Raw genomic sequence first — 22,556 nt, forward strand, 5'->3', positions numbered from 1 at the left:
TCAAACCCATGGCCGAAGAAGCTCGCGTGGCGGGACCGGACTCCTCCGCCACTGCCGAGGCCGAGTTCGGATGGTGCAGCACAGCGCATCCGTCTCACTTCGGTGTCCCTTGGTCCGGACAAGGGACACCGAAGAGGAGAAAGGGGCAATCGATTCGGGAATCTACACCCGGACGAGACGGGGTGCAGAGGTGGCAGATGCAACGCGCGCGGCCCCTGGCGCTGGGGAAAGGCCCGGGGAGTTGGTACGCCAGACCCGTCAGGCGCGGAGGATGACTCTGGCCCAGCTCGGGGAGAAAACCGGGTACTCGGCCGCCCAGGTCTCCCGCTACGAGCGGGGCATCGCTTCCATGAACGACGTGGACGTGCGGCGCAACTTTGCGGACGCCCTCGAGCTACCCCACGGGGTGTTCGGTCTCCTCGCGCCCGCACCTGGGCCGGACATCCGACACGGTCAGGCGATCGAAGCGACCACCGCCTTGCCCCGGCTGCCCGCTCCTAGGGTGGGTAGACCCGGACAGGAGGACAGTGATGATCAGGTGCGGCGAAGGAAGTCGCTCGCGAACCTGGCGCTGACGGCTGCCGCAGCGGCCACCACTCCGCTCGTCCCCGGCCGTGCGGCCGCCGCACGGGAGGCCCTGCTGGGGGACGCCCTGCTCGCCGAACTGCGCGACGCCGTGCTGGGCCTGGGCCATCCTGTGGCCGTGCCGTCCGCCCAGGTCCTGGAGAGGGACCTCGCCCGTGCTCGCACCGACTTCGATGCCTGCCACCACACGGGGCTCTCCGTGGCTTCCCCGGCTGATCCGGGCCGGCCACGCTCTCACCGCGGGCACCGGCAGCGATGCGGATGCGCACTGCGAGCGCCTTGCCCAGAACTACCTCATGACCACCCGCATGCCGGTGAAGCTAGATGAACAACAGCTCGGCTGGATGGCTGCCGATCGCGCACGCCAGCTCGCCGAGACCAGCGGCAACGTCCTGGCCATCGCCGAGTCGGCGCGGCAACTCGCGGTCCTGGCCCGCAAGGCCGGCTGGCACGACCTGGCGCTGTCCATCGCGCTCACCACAGCCGATGGCCCCAGGCTGAAAGAGGCCGGGCGGGAGGGAGCAGCGGAGCGCGGCCTGCTGCTCCAGCCCCGGCGGAGATCAGACCGAGTGGGACGCCGTGGGCTTCGGAGGCCACCGAACGCTTCAGGCCCTGCGCCCCCGGTCGACCGGGGGCGGCCAGCCTTCTCACCGCCGCAGGATGCCTTGGTGATGCAGCCGTCCACGAACACCTCGTCGAGCACGAGGCCGATCATGCGGTCGCACGCCTCCAGCGCCAGCGCGTGCAGTTTTTCGGATACGCCCATGACAGGGGCCTGCCCGGCGCAGGAGCGCAGCCACCCCACAGGACCTACGCAGATGGCCAGGAGCTCCGCCCACTGCCGTGGTCGCGACCTTCGTGCCTTCATGCCATGAAAGGCGGGAAAGATTGCAAAACCGTGGGACCCCGTAGGGCATCAGCGTGTGCCCAGGGTCGGGCCTCCGCCGACCCTGGGCACACGGGCCAGAACTAGAGCGTAGGCAACACCGCCTTTGCCACCGGCCAGCTGGTGTTCGCCGCTGCCGCGGCCTTCAGCTTGTCAACGTCGATGGGCGGTTCCGGGTTCGGCGAGATACGCCTGTAATCGGAGGCGGAATTGCCATTGTAGGCGGTGCAAGTGATTTGTTCCTCGACGATGGGCCGGACCGGGCCGGGCTCCGTGACGACTTTCCGCGTACACACCGGTTCCATCTTGGTCAGGACCGAGTTATTGGCACTCCGCAGAGTGCTCTTCAGCCCGGCGGTGTCGAAGCCGGCACGCGCCCGGGCAAGCAGCGCGATCGGCCCCACCGCATTGACGGCGAAGCCGAGCTGATCCACCGCTCCCTTGTCGGAGACGGCGCCGAGAAGACTGTCGGCCAGGGTCACACAGCCGGTGGTGTCGCGGGCGAACGCCTGGAGCGTATCCGGCGTGAAGAGCCTGATGTCGGCGACGTCGATGACCGCCTGACGGGCGCAGGAGCGCACCTCCGCCGTGGCAACCTTGTCGATGTGGGCGAGGATCTCCGTCTTCGCCGAGTCGATCGCAGTCAGAATCCGCTGCGTTGCCTCCTCCAACGACAGGCCGCCCGCGGTGAACAGCTGATAGGCGGCGTACGCTGCCTTCGCGACAGCGACGTAGTCGATGGCTTGTACTGATGGTGCCGCGCCCGGCTCTGTCACGGACTGCGTCGATCGCTCCGCTGCCAGTGCAGCTTGTGCTGTCTGTGCGCCTAAGGGAACCATTACGGCAGCGGCCAGTACCGCCCCCGTGGCTCTGCATGCCCATCGGGAACTCATCGCACTCCCCTCACGAAAGTCCAATGATGAATTCGGTTTGGTGCTGATCCGTATCACGGGTCCATGTCTCAAAGGACATGTCCTGAGATGAACGTTTCAGAGCGTAACTGCGGCAGTCAACGTGATTCGGCGCCAAAAGGACCTGGGCACGGCCCGTCGAATTGTCACGTCTCACATGGCCAGGTTGTCGTGCTGCACGGCCGTTTCCCGCCGGGCAGGCACCCGCAGTCTGCGCGGGAGGGGCGGGTAAATGCTGTGCAGCAAACCGGTGGTTGCCTGCTGGGCAGAGCTGGACCCCCGTGCTGAGGGAGTTCGGCCGGGAGCTCGGGTACTGCTCTTCCGTACGGTGCAGGCCAGCGCTGCGCGGCTCCGCGAGCCAGAGAGAGGACCAGGAGCCACCGCACGCCCCGGCGCTGTGCCGGTCGAAGGCGGGCGTGGATCTGATGGCCACCTCGGCGCAGAGCGTGACGGCGACGACGCCCCGCCGCGCCGACCCGGCCGCGCGGAGGCGCCGTCGGCGGAGACCGAAGCAGACGAAGGCATGTCGTCCCACCCCCTGGTTCGCGAACCGCCTCACCGGTGGCCGCCGGTACCGATGGGGTACCAGCCCTGCACCACCGGCCACACGAGCGCGGAGGAGCCCCGCACGCCAGAACTCCCACGCCGCGCAATCGCGGGCAGTCGCTTCACCCCGGCTCGTCGGAGGCGGGGACCGCCCCCGACGGCAGCGTGGCAGATGGGCTCCGTCCAGGCCCGGCCGCACGCATCCGTGGTCCAGCGACGCCCCGGAGCCGCTCCCGATCACTTGCTTGGGTGCGGATACTGACACCGGGAGCGGCGCGCTCTGCAGCATGGGCCCCATGACAACTCACCAGCCCCTCAAGGGCACCCCTGCCGAGGCCAGCCCGGTGACGCCCTCATCGGCAGCGCCGCCGACCAGTCCCCCGTCCGCTCCGCAGCAGGCGCAGTAGCCGCAGTGCCGGTACGGCGGGCGGAGGCGCGGATCACCGCCCGCAGCACGGGAGCGGCCCGGGCGAAATGGCAGTTCGTTGCGTCGTCAGCATCGGTGGGGCTGACCGCGCGAGCCTCATCGGTAGAGAGCCGCCGACCCAGGGCACAGGAAGGGCCTTACACAGGGGATATCCCCTCGTGTGGCCCGGCACGTGGATGCCGTCTTGAGAGGGGTCCTGCCTCCTTCGTTGAGCCTGAATCGGCAACTACGACGTGGCCGTGCACGTACCCGGCGCCGGGCACAACCGGTAGACGCCGGAGTCGGGAACAGCAGGCCCCGCCCGCGAGGGCGTCGTTGATCCCGGTGGCGCTGACGACAGCGTCGGTCCCGGCGGAGCCCTGAGGGCGGGAGAGCGGGTGCGGCGCCGGGCCGGGTCTTACGTCGCACGGCGGGTAGCCCCGGAGCGCTCGGTCCCGCTGGTCAAGGAGGTCCTCAAGGATCGGGCCGGGCGGCGCATTCAGGAGCACGTCACCGTGCCTGTCACCTCTGCCACCACCGTCCCTGCTCCCGGCCTCGTTCTCACCATCCAGGACGAGGACGCCCTGCGCAGTGCCGCCTACGATGCCTCTCCCTAGAGAAACGGAAGCGAAGGCGGCTGCTACACGGCAGGATCGCCGTCGGACGGCGGCCCGGTCTCCCACGCCTGAGCCGTGGCGAGGTTCGGGGCAGTGCCGACCACGATGCAGGTGAAGTCGTTCCACTGCCCCAGGACGCGTGGTTCGTCGGGTCGCAGGTGTGCGGCGCCGCCGTGCGCGGGCCGGTGGCGGCGGTAGACGTCCATCGGTGGTCGGCGCCGCTTGTGGTAAGCGGCCAGCATGTTGGCGGCGTCTGCGCGCGGAACGGAGCGGGAAAGCTGGTTAGGGGGTCCGGGTCGGCGGTGCTTGCCCATACGGCCGATGGTCTCAGACAGCGGCCCTCGGCCGACGGCGAGTTCCCTTACCCGTGCCCTTTGCCTGCGTGCTGGCCATCGCTGTCCGTCTCCCCGCGCACCAGCTCCTCACACAGCATTGCATTTGCGACACGATTCGTGGCCTTTACGGTACTGGTCAGGGCGCAGGGTGCGGGCTGATAAACGGGGCCTCGGGCCCCAGACCGCGGACCCGTACCGAGGATGTCTGCTATGCCCGGCTCGCCAGCCGGCCTTCCCTTCCTGCCCCCGACCGGGGGCAGGAAGCGGTCCATCCCCGAGCTGGAGGATCACTGCCGGAGGGTCGGCAGCGCGTCTCCTACGCCGAGCATGACCACCCACCCGACACACCAGAGGGCCGCTGCCGTCGCTGCGGCGGCGCAGAACGCGAAGGCCCTCTCTGAACTGCCAGGAGCGCACTCGCGCCTCCGGTCAGCGAGGGGACGTCACCCGGCGGAGCACCGGCCAGCATGCGCGGTTGCAGCCCATGGGAGAGCAGCGCGCTCCAGGTGGCCGAGGCGCCCGGGCTGCGGCAACCCGCCTTCTATAAGCGGCACTTAAGAAACGGCATCAGCCCCAGGCGCGAGGCCTCTGCCATCCAGCTGAGGCGTTCGACAGCGAATCCAGTCCTCCAGCCAGCTGCGCCACCGAACGCAGTCGATGACCGCTGCGAGCGGCGGGGGCCCGATACCGGGCCAGCGGGCCGACGCAGGCATGAACGCTCTAGAGGCCCCCGCCCCTCTCAGGCTGCGCGCAGGCGTTGCCACGTCTCCTGCGGGTCGGCGCTGCGGAGGTAGTCGAAATGGAACGACACGCTCCCGTCCGCGTCCGCCAGACGGGACAGTGGCAGGTCAGGATCGACCACTAGCCTCGGCCCCCCGGGCCGGTCTGAACCCTCCGCGATGACAGCGAGCGCAACAGCACGATCCGCGTAGGGCTTCTCGATGCCAGGGCCCCCGTACAGCACCCAGGTCGCCCCACCCACCACGGAAGCCAGGAAGTAGCGGTCGGGGCCCCGGGTGATGGCGTCAACGGCCTCGCCGATGGTGATGTCCCCGCCCAGGGAAAGGGTCGCAGCGATGATGCGGTGCGGCGGGACGTCATCGTCCCCCGCATGGACCCTGTCGCGGTCGACGTGCAACGTGATGTCGTTCGCTGTCATCTGATGACTCCGCTCACCTTCTCACCCGGACAACTTCTCCTGACAAGGAAGATAGCCGCCGCAGGTCAAAGGCCCGTTGTCGACTTGCTCCCCTGCCCGAGGACACCCGGCCGTCTCCCGTCCGATCACCGCGGTGGATGGCCATGCGAGCTCGACGAGCTCACGTCCGGCGGGGGGGGTTCGGGCAGGCCCGTGGCGAAGAAGCCCGCGCTCGCGAACTGTTGGTGCTGCAACGTCAGCCCAGCCGGCGCCCGTCCCGGATCTGTCAGCCACGAAGTCCCGCAAGGGCGCCCCCTGGGTGCCGGTCAGGCGGGCAGCGCGTCGGTGGCGGCCTGCCAGGGGTACGCGTCGAGATCGCCGTGGCGGGGCTGGTGCGGGGTGAACCCGCCCTGCCCGAGCAGCACGGTGACGTCCGCCTCGCGCAGGACGTCGAAGTGTCGGGTGAGAGCGGGGTGCGCGGCCTGGGCGTCGTTGAAGTGCGGCAGCGCGACGATCAGCAGGCCGAGCCCGATGCCTTCGGTGAGCAGGCCCAGGGCGGCTCGGCTCGATCCCGGTGACTTCCCCGGCACTGTCGCCCTAGACGTACACGCCGACGAGCGCGGCCAGCACGGAACCATTGCCACGGCCACACGCCGTATCGATGTCGCCGGTGTGCGGTCGGTGTTCTGGCGCCCCAGCGCATACACCGCCTCCGGACAGGTGACCGGTGATGCCGCGCGGTGGTGTGTCGACCAGGCCCTCTACGGTCTCGGCGGCGTGCTGGCCGCGCTGCCCGGTGCCCACTACGTCAATCATCCCTGGCGGATTCGCGACGCGGAGCACAAGCCCGCGCAGTTCGCCGCCGCCGTGCGGTGCGGGCTGCGGGTGCCGCGCACGACGATCACCAGCGATGGCGCGGCCGCCAGACGTATGGCTGTCGAGCACGGGCCGGTGGTCTACAAGCCGCTGTGGAACACCCGCTACGCGGCGTCGGACGGACAGGCCCCTTCCATCTGGGTCGCCGAGGTCACGCCCGGCGAGATCGGGGACTCGGTCGCGGCGACGGCTCACCTCTTCCAGCACCGCGTGGACAAGGTCGCCGACGTACGGGGGACTGCCGTCGACGAGCGGCTATGGGCCGTGCGCATCGACGGTTCCCCAGGACTGGACTGGCGCCGCTTTTACGACCAGCTCTCCTACACCCTGATCGACACCCCGCCCGACGTCGTCAAAGCCATCGGCGCCTACCAGGGCGCCAGGATCTGCTGATCCTGGACGAGCCCAGCTCCGGTCTGGACACCGAGACCGAGGCCAAGATCCGCTGACGATCAAACGGGTCGCGGCCTTGCCAGGCGATCCCCTGCCTGCGGACGTTCCGTGCAGCAAGCCGGGCACACTGGTGCCTTCCGGTCACGTGGTCGTCCTGGGCGACAATCAGCCCCTGAGTACGAACTCCCGGCATCACGGCCCGGTGCCGTCGTCATGGGTCGTCGGCAGGGCAGTGCGCAAGGCGAGCCTGCCCGAGATGAGGACGTTCCAGCCTCGGGACGCACCGCACGAGCCCGCTGACATCAGTGATCCCCCGGTACGGGGCCAGCCTCTGGGCGGCGTGGTGCACCAGCCCTTCCAGCATCATGCGCCCTCCGTAGCTCAAGGTGGCGGATGTGACCTGGTGCGCAGTGTGGTGCACCTGGTGGGATCGTGCCTGTTGGGGGTGGACGGGGTGGTCACACAGATGTCCGGTACGGCCGGGTGGCGGGCGTGGATCTCCTTCCACACGGTCTGGTGGCGCTGATGATGACCGCGCCGTGGGCGACCGGTGCCCTGCTGGTCCGGACCGTGTCCAGACGGGTAGTGGCTACGGAGACGGAGCGCGTCAGGTACGGCCCTCGAAGTGGTCCAGGCCCAGGCCGTGTTTGAGTTCGTGGTAGTCATGTTCGATGCGTCAGCGCCTCTTCGCCCACCGTGCTGATCACAGAATCGCGCTTCATGACCGTTCTTGCCCGATGGCGTAAGCGGCCTCCCGGCCGTAGGCACGCGCTGTTACGTTGATGCCGTTCAAGCCTGATGAGTTCGGTTGTTCGGCCTCTGTGAGAACCCGATCACGCATGTGCCAGACAGCGAAGAGCGCCGGGCGCGGGCGGTCTTGAAGTATGTCGACACCAGCGGCATCCAGGGGGCCTTCATGTCTTCCACCCCGCCTCCGTCAGTCCCGCCCTCGGGTAGTGGGCCGCCGAGAAGCGGTTCACCTTCGAGCGAGCCGTTCCCGGCTGGGGCAAGGACTTCGGGTGGAGCAGGTGCGGCCGGGCCGCACACATCTGGTCCCGGGCCAACCCGCACAGATACCGCCGCGTCCGGTGAGGGGGCAGGGGACGGCAACGCCCGGCCGAACACTGTCTGGCAGTGGACCCTTCGGGTGTTCGCAGTGATCGGCGTCATAGGTGTCCTTGTCTCATCGGCCGTCGCGATCTGGGGATTACCTGCGGCCCTGGAGAGTTCTGAGGCCGCGAAGCAGGCCGAGACTCGAGAACGGAACAAAGAAAAGCAGGACAACGCCAAAGAGGAACGACTCACGATCGGTCCTGCGATCGACATCGCGGCTGGAGAGCCGAACCTCGAGTTCAGTCGCCGGTACGCGTTAGCTCAGCGCACCACGAATGAAGAGAGTCTGCCAGACGACGGATTCCTGTCGAACAAGTACTGGGCCTGGTTCGCGAAGAACAAGGGCTTGCGAGTCAATGAGGCCACGGTCCGCGTCACCATCTTTCCCATCCACCGGGGCACGGTGGTGATCCAGAACATGCGGATCACCAACCTCTCCTGCAAGCCCACTCGTTACACCGGCACTGCTGTGGTTCCCCCCAGCTTCGGAGACAGCGGAGGCGAGGCGCTCCCCACAGCAGTCGCCTTCGACCTTACCGAGCCCAGCCCGAGGCCGTGGAAGCACGAAGGCTGGGTACCTACCGAGGACGCGTACAAGCTCTCTGGGAACGCCTTCGCCAAGGCCATCTATCTTGACGGGGGCGAAGATTTCGACGCCAGGGCGTTCGACCTTTCCTTCTTCACCAGGAATAAGGACTGCAAGTTCGGTGTCGAGGTGAACGTGACGACCGCGGGACGGGGAGACGAGTGGTACCGCGTGGTCTTTCCCGGCCGGCGGTTGACCTACGAGGTGGCTGGCCGCCCGGAACGATATGACACCTCCGTGGTCAGTGAAGGCGTGGAGGAGCCGCCTGTGCTAAGAGGCCCATACACCCTCCCTAGGCCGCCGACCTTGCAGAAGGGCTTGTTCCTGCCAGCTCGTGGTCGGGCCGAGTGAGCAAGGACGCTGATGCAATGGCAGGACCGCGAGGATGGAGCCGCAGGCCCTGCCCGTGCGGCCGGATGTCGCGCACGTCGTCGTGCCGGACTGGTGGGGGGTGCCGGTCCGCAGGAGCGGCTTGCCGCGAACGCGACGTGGTGCCGCACTTGCTGGACCGCGCCTTATTGGCTGCCGAGTGGGGCTTTGAGGTTGGCGCGGGACGGTGTCGCGGTTCAGGTGGCCGGACACCATGGTCCTGGGCGCCCAACAGGTCAACGAGAGGCCGGAGGGTCTTCTTGCGGGCGTCCTAAAGCTGTTGGGTGCGATGTCTCTGGAGTGATGGTCGGTCGAGGTCAGGTGCTGAGTCGGTGACTCTGTTGGTCGGGGTTGACCTGAACCTTGGTTGATGTACGAGAGTCGTGTCATCGAACGGCGAGACGAGGAGACTTCGATGACACAGCCCAGGATCCTGGTGACCGGCGCGACCGGAAAGGTCGGCGGCGCGGTGGTGGCCCAGCTGCACGCAGCGGGGGTGCCCGTGCGGGCGCTGGTGAGAGGGGATGCGGACTTCCCGGAGGGGGTACAGGCGGTACGCGGCGATCTCGGTGACCCGGCGTCACTGGACGCCGCTCTGGAGGGTGTCGATGCGGTCTTCCTGGTGTGGCCGTTCCTGAGCGCCGAGGGCGCCTCGGACGTGATCGACGTGATCGGGAAGCATGCCCGGCGGGTGGTGTACCTGTCGTCCGCCGGGGTCGGCGGCGAGAGCGAGAAGCCGGGCGAGGCGATCACCATGTTCCACACGGAGCTGGAGCGGCTGGTCGAGGCATCGGGCCTTCAGTGGACGGCGTTGCGGCCCACCGGGTTCGCGGGCAACACGCTGGGATGGGCGCAGGAGGTCCGCGCTACCAATGCGGTACGGGCGCCGCTGGCGCAGCTGGCCCGGCCGCTGATTCACGAGGCGGACATGGCGGCGGTCGCCGTCCAGGCCCTCACTAGCGACGCTCTGCTGGGTGCCCGCCCGGTGATCACCGGCCCCGAACTGATCACCCAGGAACGGCAGGTAGCGCTGATCGGCGAGGCGATCGGGCGGCCGGTCCGGTTCGAGGAGATCACTTTGAACGAGGCCATCGAGCAGATGAAGGCCGCCGGCTACCCCGCAGAGCTGGTGGAGGCCGTGCTGCCGGCCCAGGCGGAGATGCTCGAGAATCCGGAGCCGGTCAACGACGAGGTGGAGCGCATCACGGGCACCCCCGCACGATCCTTCCGGGAGTGGGCGGCGGACCACGCGGCGGACTTCCGCTGATGACGGCAGTACATGTCGACGTGGACACGGGCGCTCCGGACAGTTGAAGCAAGAGGGCCGGGAGGTCACCTCGCGGCCATGACGCGCCGTCACCCAGAAGGCATCGCACCCTTTTGAGGAACGTCCTACTGTGCTTGAGCCCATGCCTGGAGGCCACCGGGTGCGGCAGGATGACGGGGCATGAGACGTGGGGGGCCTGGCCGAGTGCCGGGGCGTGCGGGTGTGTATCCGCTGCTGTTCGTGCTGGGGGCGGCCGGGGCGTTGGCTGTGGCCTGGTCTTTCGGCCTGAGTCTGGCCGAAACCGCGGTGACGGTGCTGCTGGGCCTGGCGCCGGGCTTCTTGGCCTGGGAGGCGTTCCGGGGCACGGTGCCCCCCGTGGATCTGGATGGGGTCGCCAGGAAGCTGGCTGTGGCGGTCAAGAACCAGTGGGAGGACGAGGCGAAGGTGCGCCGGGTCAACGATCCCTATCCGCTGCCGGTCGCCTGGCGGCCCGCGGACGACGACCTGGCCGAGCCCTGGCCGCTGCTGACCGACTTGGCCCGCGCCTGGCCCGGCGGGCCGCCCGGCGATCCCGACAAGTGGCCTCAGGACGCGGTCGGACTGGCCGGCCTGGATGGCCAGATCGGGGAGGTGTTCACCGACCGCGTGCCCACTCGGCGCCTGGTGATCCTGGGTGAGCCCGGCGCGGGCAAGAGTGTGCTGCTGATCCGGCTCCTGCAGGACCTGATCGAACGCCGCACCGACGGTGACCCGGTGCCCGTGCTGTTCTCGCTGGCCTCCTGGAATCCCAGCCAGCCGTTGAAGACATGGCTGGCTGAGGAGCTGCGCCGCGCCCACCCCGGCCTACGCGCCCCGGCCCCGCCCCCGGTCACCACCACGGCCACGAACGGTCCCGGTGACCTGGCCCAGGCACTGTTGGACGCGGGCCGCATCCAGCTCCTGCTCGACGGGTTCGATGAACTACCGCCCGCTTTGCACCTGGAGGCGCTCGACGCCCTCAACCGTGCGCTGCCAGCAAAGCAGCCCCTGGTCCTGGCCAGCCGCACCGCCCCTTACCGGGCCGCTCTCACCCGGCCGGAAGCCACGGTGCGCCTCAACGGCGCCGCCGCCATCCGCCTCCTCCCCCTCGCTCCGGAGTCCGCGGCCACCTATCTGCGCCGGGATGCCGGGGGGCCGTACGCCCCCGCCGCCCGCCGCTGGGATGCCGTGATCGCCCGCCTGGGCACTGACGCCCCGGTCGGCCAGGCGCTGACCACACCGCTGGGGCTGTTCCTGGCCCGCAGCATCTACACTCCTCGACCCCAGTCCGCGCCCGAATCCGCTGCCGTCCCGCATCCGGACCAGCTGTGTGACACCTCGGCCTTCCCTGACCGCACCGCCGTGGACACCCACCTCTTCGACGCCTTCGTTCCCGCTGCCTACGCCCCCGACCACCCGCGCCCGCTCCGCTGGAAGGCCGAACAAACCCATCGCACTCTGGTCTTCCTCGCGCGATTCCTGCAGACCCACCGCGGCGGCAGCCCTGACCTGGTCTGGTGGGAACTCCACCGCGTCCTCCCCACGTACACCTACAACGTCGGCGTCGGCATCGCGCTCGGTCTCGCGCCGGTGCTGATTTCGGGCGCGCACACGGTCATGGGCGGGCTGATGGGCATGCTCGGGCTCGCATCCGGGCTCATCCTGGCCGGGCAAGGGTGCGCCCCGAGTACACGGCTGCGCTGGTCACCCCGCAAGTCCGTGGTCGGGCTCGTATTCGGGCTCGCGGGCCTCGCGGGCGGGCTCGTACGCGGGCTCGAGCGCGGGCACGGACTCGAGCCCACAGTCATGCTCGTGGTCGGGCTTACCGTCATGCTCGTGGCTGTACTCGCGTTCGGGCTGAAGACGGAGCAGCCCGATCTGGCCTCCACCACCGCGCCAGGCGCACTGCTTTCCTCAGATCGCCGTACCTTCACCCTCGGGCTCGCGGTCGCGGTCGCAGGCCTGCTCGCGGTCGCGCTCGCAGTCGCGCTTACGCCCGGGGTCGGGTTGTCCCTGGGCCGGTTCGGGATCGGGCACGGCATCGCGCTTGCGGGCTGGCTCGGGCTCTGGCTCAGCCACACAGCGTGGGGTCACTTTGTGATGGCCAGGGCATATCTGGCGGCTCGCGGCAAAGTCCCATGGGATCTGATGGAGTTCCTTCAGGACGCCCACGAGCGCGGCGTGCTTCGGCAGGTCGGTTCGGTGTACCAGTTCCGGCACATCGATCTGCAACGCCACCTCGCTCAGTAAGCTTGTGATTCATCCACTCGTCTTCGTCAGTGGAACAGGTGGTCGTGGTCATCATCAGGCGGAAGACTGTGTGCGTGACGCTTCCTACTCCGCTTGCCGCTGCTGAAGAGATCTACGATCACCTCATTGATCAGCTCAACCTCGCCCTGCGCCGGCCGGGGATGTACGGGGGCGAGGTGGCTTTTCGGGTCCTGATTGACCACCTGCTGTTCGTCGAGCGTCAGCCCGAGGCGTGGAACGAGCTGCAGCGAAGTTGGGAAGAGCAGGGGCTCTGGACCCCCCTCGGCCCCAGGGGGGCCTTCAAGGATGTCTTCCCCGCCCAGCCTGGCAGCTACGAAGTCGCCTCGGTGTACGCGGAGTTCGCACACCGAAGGGGCTGGCTCAAGCCTGATCGGGTTCTGGCAGTTGAGGAATACGAGGCCCTCACAGGCCGAGTCCGGGGGTGGGCCGCGGTTGACCGCACCTGGGCTGACGTGACGGCGGAGTTCGGCCCTCCCTCTGTGCTGTTCGGAGGGACCAATCCTCTGTACGGGAAGACGCTCGGCTACCTCCCGAAGGATCCGCAACTGCCGATGGTGGTTTTCCACCTGTGGAACGGCAGCGAGCCAGAGGCCGAACCGTGGCCGCCCCAGCCTGAACAACCGTTGCTCCTCGCAGTGCGTTTCGGCGGCGGTTCGTTCCACGGATCGTTGACCTTCACTCCCGAAGGCGAGCGGAGGAAGCCCACGCTCGAGGATCCTTGCCTGACGCAGTAGCCGTCCGACGGCGAGCGCAGGTCACCCACCAGAGGATTTCCAGGACAGCGGAACCGCCCCCGCATGATTCCGGACCTCCAAGAGATACAGGACTCAACGCGAAGGCCATGCTGGTGAGCGTGGTGGAACAGGGCGTGCTGGGCGATCCGCTTGCGGAGCTGTCACGCTTCCGGAGGGTCTTCCACGACGGCCTGACCGGTCGGCGTGACACATCCATGCCGCGCGTCGGCGACAGACGGTGCCGGTCGAGGGGGTGCGATGCCGATCCACCCTGGAATGGTCGAGGACCTCTCGGCCTCTGTTCGCGACCTTTACGCGGACCCCGAGCTGCGGCTGCTCGGCATGATGACGCGGCAGTTGGCTGACGGGGCCGACGCCGGGGTGGGCTGCGGCCGAGCTTGCCGCAGTGCAGCCGTTGCGGCGCGGCGCAGTCGGTCGTCGGGGACGGCCTTCTTGACGGTGCGGGCGAACTCCATGGCCTTGACGAATTCGGGCCGGACCTTGACACGGGTGCTGGCCTTCTCGGAGAAGACCGGATCACAGCCCGCCTCTTCGAGGGCGTCGAGCTGGCTCTGGAGCTCCTGCTGAGCGGTACGGCAACGGTGGTACCCACTCTCGTGGGCTTCCTGGTGGCCTCGGGCACGGCGGGAGCCTCTCTCCCACCTGTGGCCGGGGCCGCGGTCGGTGGGGGCGCGGACTTCGAGCTCGGCGCGGAGTTGGGGGATGAGCATGAAGCGCGGGGTGTGGTATTTCGGGGGCGACCTTGACGCCGCGAGAGCAGCAGGTGCTTCCGGCGGGCACCTTACAGATGGGGCAGTCGAAACAGATGGGGCAGTCGAAATGTTCGACGGTGGCGGCCGGTTCGACGGGCTCTGACATGTCGCAGACCCCATGGCGAGAGGCATTGCGCGAATATGAGAGCCGCTGGCCCCGCCACCGCGGGGCCTCCCCTCAGTGAAGAACGCGTGAGTCACCAGCTGACGCGGCTGGTGTCGGCTGGATAGTCGGGCAGGGCCACGGTGCTGCTGACTTTCTCGCCCAGCTTGAGCATGCCGTTCAGGAACAGGCGCCGGGACAGCAGGGTGTTGCGGAGACGTATGCCGGTGGCGGTGGCGGGGGCGAGGAACTTCCCGGTGCGGTCGCCGCCTGCCTGGCAGCCCTGGGCGTACGTGCGGAGCCTGCTCTCGTAGCGGGCGAAGGCCGCCCGGTGATCGCCCTGGGCTCGCGCGAGTTCGCCCGCCAGGACGTACGCGGCGACCACCGCGGTTCCCGTGCCCATGCCGCCGATGGTGGCCCCGCAAGCGGCGTCGCCGACGAGGCACACGCGCCCTGTGGACCAGGTGTCCACGTCCGCCCGGCTGATCGAGTCAAAGTACAGGTCGGGGGCCTGGTGCAGCGAGGCGAGCAGGCGGGGCACCTCCCAGCCGAGGCCGGAGAACGCGTTGTCGATCAGACGCTTCTGCTGTGCGGGGTCGTGGCGGTCATACGACAGCTCCGGCGAGGCGAAGACGAAGAATGCCCCTGCCCGTGCCGGATCCCGGTGGTCAGCGCCGACAGAGGCCAGCCGCCCCGGCACGTTGTACCCGACGGAGCCCTTTCCCACTCCCAGGTTGTTGGGCAGCTGCCAGGTGGCGGCGTAGTAGCCGAGGTGGCTCACGTACTCCTGCTCCGGTCCGAAGGCGAGGCGACGGACGTTGGAGTGCAGCCCGTCCGCTCCGATGACCAGGTCGAAGTCGCGTGAGATTCCGCTTTGGAAGTCGGCCCGCACGCCGGAGGAGGTCTCGGTGAGGCTGACGATCGAGTCGCCGAAGAGGTACTCGGTGCAGGGGGCGCTGTGCTCGTAGAGCACGCGGGCCAGGTCTCCGCGGAGCACCTCTATCTCACCGCCGGCGAACTCGGCCGGCAGGTCCAGCAGGGTGCGGCCGCGTTCATCAACAAAGCGCATCGGGCTGCCGCCGGTCTGGATACGGCGCAGTTCGGGGAGCAGGCCCATGCGTTCCAGCACGGTCAGGTGCGCTTCGCCACGGAAGTCGACGGCCTGACCGCCCTGGCGCAGGGCCGGGGCCAGTTCGACGACGGTGGGCTGGAAGCCATGGCCTCCCAGCCAGTAGGCCAGGGCCGGACCGGCGATGCTCGCGCCGGAGATGAGGACGTTCCTGTTCACGGGTTTCCCTCCGCTCGAAAACTGTGTCCACCGGACACTGATATTTACTGTGTACTCTAGACACAGTTGATTCGGCAAGGCAGGGCAGGAAGGGGCGGCCATGGGTGGCGAGCACGCCGAGGTGGTGCGGCTGCTGTGGGGGCCACACCCCAAGCCCGCCCGCGGACCCAGGCCGACCCTCGACCTGGACCGCATCGCGCAGGCCGGGATCGAGATCGCCGACTCGGAGGGGTTGGCCGTTGTCTCCATGCAGCGGGTCGCCGCGCGACTGGGCGTGACCAAGATGGCGCTGTACCGGTACGTGCCCGGCAAAGCCGAGCTGGTCGCTCTGATGGTGGATGCCGCGATCGGCCCCTACCCGGCAGCGAAGGCACGGCGTGGTGGCTGGCGTGAGCAACTGGAGGAATGGGCCCGGCAGCTACTCACTGTCTTTCGTCAGCACTCCTGGGCGCTGGACGCCACCGTCGGGCCGCGGATCATGGGGCCTGGAGAGCTGTCCTGGCTGGAGCGTGCCGTATCCGCCCTGGACGGCACCGGATTGAGCGGAGCCGAGCGGATGGACGCGGCTGTCCTGCTGGTCGGTCACGTACGCGGCATCACCCAGCAGGCCCGCGCGGCAGGCCCCGCAGGCAACCCCGAAGCCCAACTGGGCACCATCCTCGGCGATCTGATGCAGGCGCACGGCGAGCGTTTCCCCGCGCTCGCTGCGGCCCTCGATTCAGCCACCCAGTCCGACGGGCAAGATCAGGCATGGGATTTCGGCCTGCAGCGGATCCTGGACGGCTTGGCCGCACTCATCGACCAGCGCGCACGTTGACCGCGGCTTGGATCACAGTCGTCTGGCTTCCCTGCTGAGCACCGCACAGCGACAGGCACACCGTTGAGCCCTGGAGGGGAACTGCCACGGGACGGCGGCGTATCCGCCCTTGCGCAGGGTCAGCAGGACGAGGTGGACGTCGCAGATGCGGCGGTGGCGCTCGCGCGGCGTGAAGGATGCGGTCACGGTCAGAGTTCCCTCAGGCGGCCGGGTGGGGGCCACGGATTATCGCGACGTTCCACACGCGGTGCCTGTCGGGCCCTGCGGGGCGATTCATCGATCGCGTGAAGCGGGTTCGGGGAGGCTCGCGCTGGAGGGACGACGGGGCATGGTCGTGCCGTTGGCGGATCGCGCGCATGGCAGCGCGAGGGCGCCGGGTGGGGCCGTGGTTTCGGCCATGGGTACCCGGCGTTGCTCGTCGCGGTCATCGTCGGTGGCGAGGCTGGGGCTGAGTGCGGCGTGGTCGGTGAGCGATGCCGCCCGCGGAGTCTGGTCGTAGGCGCAGGCGCGGATCCGGGGGGTGTGCGCGGTGGTGGTGAAGATGTGGTCGAAGCGGAAGCCCTGTCCGCTTCTGCTGAACCAGGAGTGGGGCAGGCCAGCCGTGCGGCCAGGAGCTGGTTATCCTGCGCGGGTTTCGGGCCCGCCCACCTCGCGACCAGGTCCTGGGTAGGCCGTTACCGATCCGGCGCGGCAGCGAGCCAGGTTGGCCCCGGAGGCGGCGGTTACGGGGTCCGGGAGGCGAGTGCGTGCCGGTCGGCGAGGCGTGCCATGGTCAGGCAGTACAGCGGGGTGAAGACCACTTCGAGTACGAGGGCCTGCCAAGGGGCGTCGGCTGCGGTGCTGTCGTCGGCGAGCTCGCCGAGGGCGGCGGCCAGGCCGATGGCCAGGGCGTTGTTGGCGGTGTGCAGGGCGATCACGGCCTCCAGGCCGCCGGTGCGGATGACCAGCCAGCCCCACCACATCGCGGAGTAGAACAGCAGGGCGAAGCCGGTGGGCTCGCCGAAGCCGTGGGCCAGGGCGAAGAGCAACGACGCGAGGACGACACCAGGCCACGGAGATCGAGTGACGCGTCCTGTGAGCTGGGGGAGCCAGCCGCGGAACACATACTCCTCGGCGGCGGCCTGGAACGGGATCAGCGTCCACAGCACCACAAGGCTCAGCAGCAACATCGGCCAGCCGGGAAAGCCCTGCCCCGATGACATGGCGCCGTCCTCATCCCCCGTCCACACCAGCAGCAGCCCGAACTGCACGATCATCACGGGAAGGGCCACCAAGACGCAGCGCAGGAGCCAGCTCCAGCGCAGGCCGCCGGTGACGGAGGAGACGGTGCCGGCCGGACGGCGGCCGAAGCGGCGTACGCCCACGAGGACGGCAGGGATGGCCGCTGCCAGTGCGGCCAGTTGCAGGGCCATGTCGGCGAGTGGGGAGGAGAAGACCTGGTCGCTGTCGGCTGCGGCCGGACCGGCGTGTAGTGCGGCCGCGAGGATCATGCCGATCACGTAGACGCCGAGAACGGTCACCACGATCAGGCCCACGACCAGCAGGAGCTCTCCCCACCAGTCACGTCTGGTGGCCCGGCCGTTCCTGCCCTGTACGTGGTAGGGCGAGCCGGACGGGGCGGGGGTGGGGCCGGGCTTCGGACTGGTGGTGAGATCCAGCTGCTTCGGCGGCCAGTTCTCCCACGGAGCGTCGGCGGGGCGGGTGGGCGGCTCTTGCGCGGCAGGGTGGTTGGGCATCGGGTTTACAGCTCGCCGTTGAGGAATATGAGGACTGTCCGTACGCACCACAAGGCCGCGAAGATCCAGTCGAAGCCGGAGCGCCAGCGGCGCAGGACCGTGCGGCTGAGGGCGATGGTGGCCAAGGTGCCTGCTCCGGATGCCCAGTGCAGAGCCAGTCCGACAGTGGCGAGGGTGTCGTTGTGGCGAGCGTCGGCGACGAACAGGCACAAGAAGCCGACGAACGCGACGAAAAGCAGCGCTGCGAGGACGGTCTCGGTGCGATGTTGCGGCGAGGTCATGGCCGTCTCGTTGGCGGCGGGGGGTGAGGAGGGCATGTGCGCTCTCTTGAGGATGGGTGACCGTAAGGCCGGGCACAGGGGATGGTGCCCGGCCCCGCGGCCGGGCGTGTGTCAGCCGGTCTGGCTGTGGACGAACTTCCAGATGCGGTACTGGGCTTCCTGGCCCGCCGCCATCCAAGCGAGCTTGATCGGGTTGTACCACTTCAGGTCGTTGACCCAGTTACGGAAGGTGGAGTACTTCCGGGCCGCCTTCTTCGCCGCCTTGACGACCTTCGGGCCCGCCTTCTTGACCAGCTTCCAGAACGCCTTGGCCGCAGACGAAGCAGCGCCCTTGGCCTGGGCCTCGGTGGCGGTGCCGTCGGCGACAGCCCGCAGCTCGGCGCGGGCCTCCGGGGTGAGTTCGGCACGGACTGCGGGCGTGGCCAGCAGAGCCTCGGCCTCGGCGGCGCTGAGGGCGGACTTGGCCGGGGCGGCGGCAACGACGGGGGCCTTGGCGTGGTGCTCCTCCCCGGCTGAGGCGGCCGGGGCGGCGATACCGAAGGTGACGGCGGCCATGGCCGTGGCCGCGCTCACGCGCAGGGTTGTGCGCTTCACGTACTCTCTCCTTGTGTATGCACACGGGTGGGCGGCCGTGGTCTTTGACGGGATGCGGCCGCTTCCACTCCTGTTTGGTCGACACCAGGGGCAACTTCTGTGGCTTCTGTGGCAGCGCGGCTCAACGCTGCCGCTGTCCAACAGCCCTGACTTTGCTTCAGATATCAACTGATCTTTAAGGGGAACAGGTCCCCGGAGATAGGGCCGAACAGCCCTTGAAAGCCTGCCCACCACTCCCCCGGACCGGGGCGCACATGGAGCGGGCGGCAGGGCCCGGTGCCGAGCAGCACCGCATACCCAGCGGGCACGGCCCGCAGGCCGAGTACACGATTCACATGGGTTCCGTCGACTGGTCGGCCATGGCACGCCTCCTGGGGCACACGGGAGCAGAGCGGCAGGCAGGCTCCGGCCGGGGCGGACGTTTCGTCACTCGCAGGCACCGGCGTACTGGTGTGCACCTGTAGCACCCCGTCTTCCTCAAGCGGCACTTACGAAACGGGCAGTGAAGTTCGTCAGGCCAGGCGCGAGGTTCGAAAGCGGCTGGGCCGATTCGTCAGCAGACTGTGCCGGCCGCCCTGCGGATCAGCCCTGGAACCGGGCCGGGATGATGCCGCAGGTGCCGAAGCCGAGGTTCGTGGATGCCGTCGAGGTTCAGCCCGCGGTACAGGGCCTCTACCGTCGCCGTCCGGTGTTCGGGTGCTTTGGCGTCGCCCCAGAGAACGGCTGGCCCTGTGTCCGGCAGCACGGAAACGGACCGTGTCACTGCCCTCGTGTAGTGGAGCACGTCCGGCCTGGTCACACACATGATCGCCCTCAGGCTGAGGACCTCTTCCAGATCCCCCCCCAACACAAGTTCAGCCACCATGGCCCCCTCAACTGCGCCTCGACTTCAGGCAAACATGTGCCGGGCGCGGCATCGGCAGCGGGAAAATGGGGCGAAACCGCCCCTCCGTCTGGCCGCCGCACTGAGCTTTGATGAATTCAGCCGCCGACTGGTCTCATCCGCCGCTGACGGTCACTTCCGACATCCCGCCCGGCATCGGGTTGACCACGATGTAGCCGTCCCTGTCCTCGGGGTACTCCACGCTCACCCCCGAGTTGGTGGCGATGTGTCCGCTCGGGAGCAGCATTCTCGCACCGGGCGAGAACCAGGTGCGCAGGCCCAGCGGAGTGTCCGACTGCCCGGCCCACCAGGACTCGACTTCGTCCGTGGCCATCGTGAAATGCCATTGCCCGGTACGGCCGTCGCACGCAACCTCTACAGCGTCGTCGGGAGGCTCAACGACGAACTTCGAACGGCAGTCGATGGGCGGGTCGGTCTCGGGGAGCAGCCAGATCAGCACTCCGACCAAGGACACGAAACCGGCGACCGCCGCTGCGAGGCAGCCCCTGCCCGGGTTGGGTCTGTGCTTCCTCGCCGAATCCATCACGCAAGCCTAGGACACCATCAGGTCAACGGCATGCCTGGGCTGAACACCATGAGAACGCGCAACTGCCGTACTCAGAGCCAGACGTTGTCACTCACGGATCCCAGGCCGGTGCCCGACAGGCGGCGGTGCAGGACGATGGCCTGATCCTCGGAGAGCGACGCGACGCGGTTCGGCGGCGGCCCGCAGCGAGTCGCCGTGCAGGTCCAGTTCCTCGGCCCGGTCCGCGGGGAACAGTCGCAGCGTGTCGTGGGTCCAGCGCAGCAGTTCAGCCACGATGCAGCGCTTGCCGTGCTGCTGGGTCGCCGGGGCGGGGCGGTCGATGACGTAGCACCAGACCAGTTCCTTGTGCAGTTCGCGCACGGCCCGGCGCTCGGCGGGCACGATGAGGCGGGCGCCATAGCGAATCGCCGCAGTGCCGGTGACCTCCAGCTCGGTGTCGCGGGTGAAGTGGTCGATCAGCTTGGCGGTAAGGGCGTTGACGGTCACGTCGTCCTCGTGACGGCCGGAGTAGAGGCCCGCGTTCGACAGTGCCTCGGTGATGTCCGCAAGGACGTGCGTCGCCTCGCCGCCGTCGATCGCTTCTTCCCAGCGAGACCGTCTGGCCGAGATCCGCGACAACCTGCTCGACCAGATCGCCGAAGCTCAGCGGGAGAGCTGGCTCTGAGAGGCCAAGGGCCTGGAGATCGGCCTGGCTAGCGCCGAGGACAAGTTGTCCCAGCTCGATGCCGCTCTCAAGCCCTCAGTCATTCTCCTGGGCCTGCCCGCCTCCGGCGAGAGCGCCGCACGGCCCAACTGATCGGCTCCGCCACGCGACCGGCGGAACCGGTCAAGGTTGACGACGCGCGAGGATGATCCCTCCCAGCTTGCTCTCGGCGGAGGCGAGAGTCCGGTGCCTCTCGACGGCGAAGCCGGCTTCGTTCAGCCACTCCATCGTCTGGTCGGGCTGCCGGCGATGGACATAGACCTTCATCGGGTGCCCGCCATAGCCCTCGGTCTTCAACTGTGAGTCATCGCCGACATGGAAGGTGAGCAGCAAGGGCCCACCCGGCCGAAGCACTCGACGGAAATGTGCGAGAACCGATTTGATCTCGTCGTCAGGAATGTGGATCAGTGAGTACCAGGCGACCAGGCCAGTCACGGAGGCATCGGCCAAGGCGAGGTCCGTCATGGAACCGAGATCGAACCGAACACCGGGGTGTTCACGACGGGCCACATCGATCATGCCTGGCGACAGATCGATGCCGAACGCGTCCAGGCCAAGGTTCCGCAGGTGGCCTGTGATCCTTCCTGTCCCGCACCCCACGTCCGCGACCAGCCCGCCGCCTCGGGCACGTACCACGTCGGCAAACAGGGCCAAGGCCACGCGTTCCTCGGGTGTTTCGTCCAAGAGGTGACGTGTCAGCTCTGCGTAGCTGGCAGCGACGGTGTCATAAGACGTCCGCGTTTCCGCCAACCAGTCATCTGCATCCACTCCCATGTCCACCGGCCGCAGGCTACACACATCGTCAAGTGGCGTGACCGCTTGGTTCGGAGGAGGGCTGCTGTGTGTCGGCCCGACCAGCTTCCAGCACCACCAACCGCCGCCCGCACAATCCACGTCGCCAAGGCACCGCGGTCGCCGGTGAGCTGCCCGGACCCGGGCCCGGATCCGCACGAGTTCGAACGTGCGGTGACCATGAAAGCCTGAACGAAGCCGGGCCTCTCGTCGGCTAGAACGGCCAGCGCCGTACGCCACGACACGTACCCACCACAACGAGGGACTCCTGGACCGAGTCAGCCGGCCCTCTGACCAACTCAACGCCCCGGAGGCTTTGTTGTGGTGAGGTGCGCGCTCCCAGGTATGCGATCTACGTCGCCGTCTCCGCCGTGCGGCTTCCTGCCGCTCTTCAGGTGCGAACCTCTCCGCGTTGAGGCCACCCGGCCGTTCACTCCGACTCGGGCCATGATGCAATGGTCAGGGTCCTCGTTTGCTCCGTTCCGTCACTGAAGTGAGGAAATGACATGAGTGACAGTCCGAGTACCAACAGCAGTGCCGCGACCTTGTACGGGCCTGTCTCGCTCGGTCTGGGAGTCGCTGCGGCCACCGCTTCCGTCTTCAGTGCCTATACCGGCATCGCGTTCGCACTGCTTGCCGGCGTACTCGCGGTGACCTTCGGCCTGCTGGGTCTGGCCAGCGGCTTCAAACGGAATCAGTCACTGGCCGGGCTGCTCATCGGGAGCGTTGGTGTGGTCTTCTTCGCCGTCATCGTCGGAGGACTCTGACACTCTGACGGTTCGGAGAACCTGACCTCCTGGGGTCAGGAGACGGCTCAGCGCTGCTTGACGATGTCGCTCTTCCTGACTCCGGCAGACTGGCGACACCGTGTCCCTCTACGACGAGGACTTCCCGGACGCCGACGATCACCTCGGCAGCAACACCGTCGGAGGAAGCAAGGTAACCCTGACCTTCAACCTCGACGATGCCCTCCGCACCCTGGCTACGA

General features: G+C 68.3%; 22 protein-coding genes and 1 pseudogene. 9 read left to right on the forward strand and 14 right to left on the reverse strand.

Features of this window, described 5'->3' with window-relative positions; all coding sequences use genetic code 11:
• Window positions 1-70 precede the first annotated feature (70 nt).
• The gene (locus tag CP982_RS43190) at window positions 71-913 is read left to right on the forward strand and encodes a helix-turn-helix domain-containing protein (RefSeq protein WP_150508716.1); all 843 of its coding nucleotides are present in this window, start codon (window positions 71-73) and stop codon (window positions 911-913) included.
• Between the two features lie 185 nt (window positions 914-1,098).
• Here CP982_RS43190 and CP982_RS01135 read toward each other — a convergent pair.
• From CP982_RS01135 to CP982_RS01155, 5 genes and pseudogenes are all read right to left on the reverse strand, one after another.
• Window positions 1,099-1,351, reverse strand: a pseudogene (locus CP982_RS01135) (IS5/IS1182 family transposase); the annotation flags it as partial.
• Window positions 1,352-1,554: 203 nt separating this feature from the next.
• A complete protein-coding gene (locus tag CP982_RS01140; protein ID WP_150508717.1) occupies window positions 1,555-2,247 on the reverse strand; it encodes a hypothetical protein in 693 nt (230 codons plus the stop codon).
• Window positions 2,248-3,974: 1,727 nt separating this feature from the next.
• Window positions 3,975-4,193, reverse strand: coding sequence for a hypothetical protein (locus CP982_RS01145; RefSeq protein WP_229879387.1), 219 nt, complete (start codon window positions 4,191-4,193; stop codon window positions 3,975-3,977).
• Window positions 4,194-5,025: 832 nt separating this feature from the next.
• Complete coding sequence (locus CP982_RS01150) at window positions 5,026-5,445, reverse strand: hypothetical protein (RefSeq protein ID WP_150508719.1); 420 nt, start codon at window positions 5,443-5,445, stop codon at window positions 5,026-5,028.
• A gap of 305 nt (window positions 5,446-5,750) precedes the next feature.
• Window positions 5,751-6,014: a hypothetical protein gene (locus CP982_RS01155; protein WP_229879386.1), complete on the reverse strand. Its 264-nt coding sequence runs from the start codon at window positions 6,012-6,014 to the stop codon at window positions 5,751-5,753.
• Window positions 6,015-6,144: 130 nt separating this feature from the next.
• Between CP982_RS01155 and CP982_RS01160 the strand changes: the two genes are divergently transcribed.
• The 6 genes from CP982_RS01160 (at window position 6,145) to CP982_RS01180 (ending at window position 13,051) form a co-directional block, all read left to right on the forward strand.
• On the forward strand, window positions 6,145-6,693 hold the full coding sequence (locus CP982_RS01160) for an MvdC/MvdD family ATP grasp protein (protein ID WP_150508720.1): 549 nt from the start codon (window positions 6,145-6,147) through the stop codon (window positions 6,691-6,693).
• A gap of 76 nt (window positions 6,694-6,769) precedes the next feature.
• Window positions 6,770-7,219 carry a S26 family signal peptidase gene (locus CP982_RS43195; protein ID WP_362137252.1) on the forward strand — a complete coding sequence of 150 codons (450 nt, stop codon included), beginning with the start codon at window positions 6,770-6,772 and terminating at the stop codon, window positions 7,217-7,219.
• Between the two features lie 621 nt (window positions 7,220-7,840).
• Window positions 7,841-8,743 carry a hypothetical protein gene (locus CP982_RS01165; RefSeq protein ID WP_150508721.1) on the forward strand — a complete coding sequence of 301 codons (903 nt, stop codon included), beginning with the start codon at window positions 7,841-7,843 and terminating at the stop codon, window positions 8,741-8,743.
• A gap of 433 nt (window positions 8,744-9,176) precedes the next feature.
• A complete protein-coding gene (locus CP982_RS01170) occupies window positions 9,177-10,028 on the forward strand; it encodes an NAD(P)H-binding protein (RefSeq protein WP_150508722.1) in 852 nt (283 codons plus the stop codon).
• 222 nt (window positions 10,029-10,250) lie between these two features.
• Window positions 10,251-12,296, forward strand: a complete 2,046-nt coding sequence (locus CP982_RS42065) for an NACHT domain-containing protein (RefSeq protein ID WP_212669166.1) — start codon at window positions 10,251-10,253, stop codon at window positions 12,294-12,296.
• Between the two features lie 29 nt (window positions 12,297-12,325).
• Window positions 12,326-13,051: a hypothetical protein gene (locus CP982_RS01180; protein ID WP_229879385.1), complete on the forward strand. Its 726-nt coding sequence runs from the start codon at window positions 12,326-12,328 to the stop codon at window positions 13,049-13,051.
• Window positions 13,052-13,362: 311 nt separating this feature from the next.
• On the opposite strand, the gene CP982_RS01185 is transcribed toward CP982_RS01180, so the two are convergent.
• Window positions 13,363-13,782 (reverse strand): recombinase family protein, encoded by a 420-nt coding sequence (locus CP982_RS01185; protein WP_170316313.1) that lies wholly within the window; start codon window positions 13,780-13,782, stop codon window positions 13,363-13,365.
• Between the two features lie 239 nt (window positions 13,783-14,021).
• Complete coding sequence (locus CP982_RS01190) at window positions 14,022-15,215, reverse strand: FAD-dependent monooxygenase (protein WP_150508724.1); 1,194 nt, start codon at window positions 15,213-15,215, stop codon at window positions 14,022-14,024.
• A 100-nt stretch (window positions 15,216-15,315) separates the two neighbouring features.
• On the opposite strand from CP982_RS01190, the gene CP982_RS01195 reads away from it, so the two are divergent.
• Complete coding sequence (locus tag CP982_RS01195) at window positions 15,316-16,032, forward strand: TetR/AcrR family transcriptional regulator (RefSeq protein ID WP_150508725.1); 717 nt, start codon at window positions 15,316-15,318, stop codon at window positions 16,030-16,032.
• Window positions 16,033-16,044: 12 nt separating this feature from the next.
• Here the strand turns inward: CP982_RS01195 and CP982_RS41470 are convergent, their stop codons facing one another.
• From CP982_RS41470 to CP982_RS01225, 7 genes are all read right to left on the reverse strand, one after another.
• Window positions 16,045-16,218 (reverse strand): hypothetical protein, encoded by a 174-nt coding sequence (locus CP982_RS41470; RefSeq protein ID WP_170316314.1) that lies wholly within the window; start codon window positions 16,216-16,218, stop codon window positions 16,045-16,047.
• A 536-nt stretch (window positions 16,219-16,754) separates the two neighbouring features.
• The gene (locus tag CP982_RS01200; protein ID WP_150508726.1) at window positions 16,755-17,768 is read right to left on the reverse strand and encodes a CPBP family intramembrane glutamic endopeptidase; all 1,014 of its coding nucleotides are present in this window, start codon (window positions 17,766-17,768) and stop codon (window positions 16,755-16,757) included.
• Between the two features lie 5 nt (window positions 17,769-17,773).
• Complete coding sequence (locus tag CP982_RS01205) at window positions 17,774-18,085, reverse strand: hypothetical protein (RefSeq protein WP_150508727.1); 312 nt, start codon at window positions 18,083-18,085, stop codon at window positions 17,774-17,776.
• Between the two features lie 75 nt (window positions 18,086-18,160).
• A complete protein-coding gene (locus CP982_RS01210; protein ID WP_150508728.1) occupies window positions 18,161-18,643 on the reverse strand; it encodes a hypothetical protein in 483 nt (160 codons plus the stop codon).
• Window positions 18,644-19,641: 998 nt separating this feature from the next.
• Window positions 19,642-19,860: a hypothetical protein gene (locus CP982_RS01215; RefSeq protein WP_150508729.1), complete on the reverse strand. Its 219-nt coding sequence runs from the start codon at window positions 19,858-19,860 to the stop codon at window positions 19,642-19,644.
• 300 nt (window positions 19,861-20,160) lie between these two features.
• Entirely contained in the window at window positions 20,161-20,691 is a 531-nt protein-coding gene (locus CP982_RS01220) for a hypothetical protein (RefSeq protein ID WP_184925815.1), read from the reverse strand.
• A gap of 208 nt (window positions 20,692-20,899) precedes the next feature.
• Window positions 20,900-21,544 carry a class I SAM-dependent DNA methyltransferase gene (locus tag CP982_RS01225; RefSeq protein ID WP_150515245.1) on the reverse strand — a complete coding sequence of 215 codons (645 nt, stop codon included), beginning with the start codon at window positions 21,542-21,544 and terminating at the stop codon, window positions 20,900-20,902.
• 530 nt (window positions 21,545-22,074) lie between these two features.
• Between CP982_RS01225 and CP982_RS01230 the strand changes: the two genes are divergently transcribed.
• Window positions 22,075-22,335, forward strand: a complete 261-nt coding sequence (locus CP982_RS01230; protein WP_150508730.1) for a hypothetical protein — start codon at window positions 22,075-22,077, stop codon at window positions 22,333-22,335.
• Window positions 22,336-22,556: the final 221 nt, after the last annotated feature.

This window comes from Streptomyces spectabilis (assembly GCF_008704795.1).
Classification (GTDB): domain Bacteria; phylum Actinomycetota; class Actinomycetes; order Streptomycetales; family Streptomycetaceae; genus Streptomyces; species Streptomyces spectabilis.

Bases quoted from the DNA above. Each gene is read 5' to 3' on its own strand.
- CP982_RS43190 (WP_150508716.1), top strand. From the start codon at position 71: ATGGTGCAGCACAGCGCATCCGTCTCACTTCGGTGTCCCTTGGTCCGG.
- CP982_RS01145 (WP_229879387.1), bottom strand. From the start codon at position 4,193: ATGCTGGCCGCTTACCACAAGCGGCGCCGACCACCGATGGACGTCTAC.
- CP982_RS01150 (WP_150508719.1), bottom strand. From the start codon at position 5,445: ATGACAGCGAACGACATCACGTTGCACGTCGACCGCGACAGGGTCCAT.
- CP982_RS01170 (WP_150508722.1), top strand. From the start codon at position 9,177: ATGACACAGCCCAGGATCCTGGTGACCGGCGCGACCGGAAAGGTCGGC.
- CP982_RS01185 (WP_170316313.1), bottom strand. From the start codon at position 13,782: ATGCTCATCCCCCAACTCCGCGCCGAGCTCGAAGTCCGCGCCCCCACC.
- CP982_RS01195 (WP_150508725.1), top strand. From the start codon at position 15,316: ATGGGTGGCGAGCACGCCGAGGTGGTGCGGCTGCTGTGGGGGCCACAC.
- CP982_RS01200 (WP_150508726.1), bottom strand. From the start codon at position 17,768: ATGCCCAACCACCCTGCCGCGCAAGAGCCGCCCACCCGCCCCGCCGAC.
- CP982_RS01205 (WP_150508727.1), bottom strand. From the start codon at position 18,085: ATGCCCTCCTCACCCCCCGCCGCCAACGAGACGGCCATGACCTCGCCG.
- CP982_RS01215 (WP_150508729.1), bottom strand. From the start codon at position 19,860: ATGGCCACGGACGAAGTCGAGTCCTGGTGGGCCGGGCAGTCGGACACT.
- CP982_RS01230 (WP_150508730.1), top strand. From the start codon at position 22,075: ATGAGTGACAGTCCGAGTACCAACAGCAGTGCCGCGACCTTGTACGGG.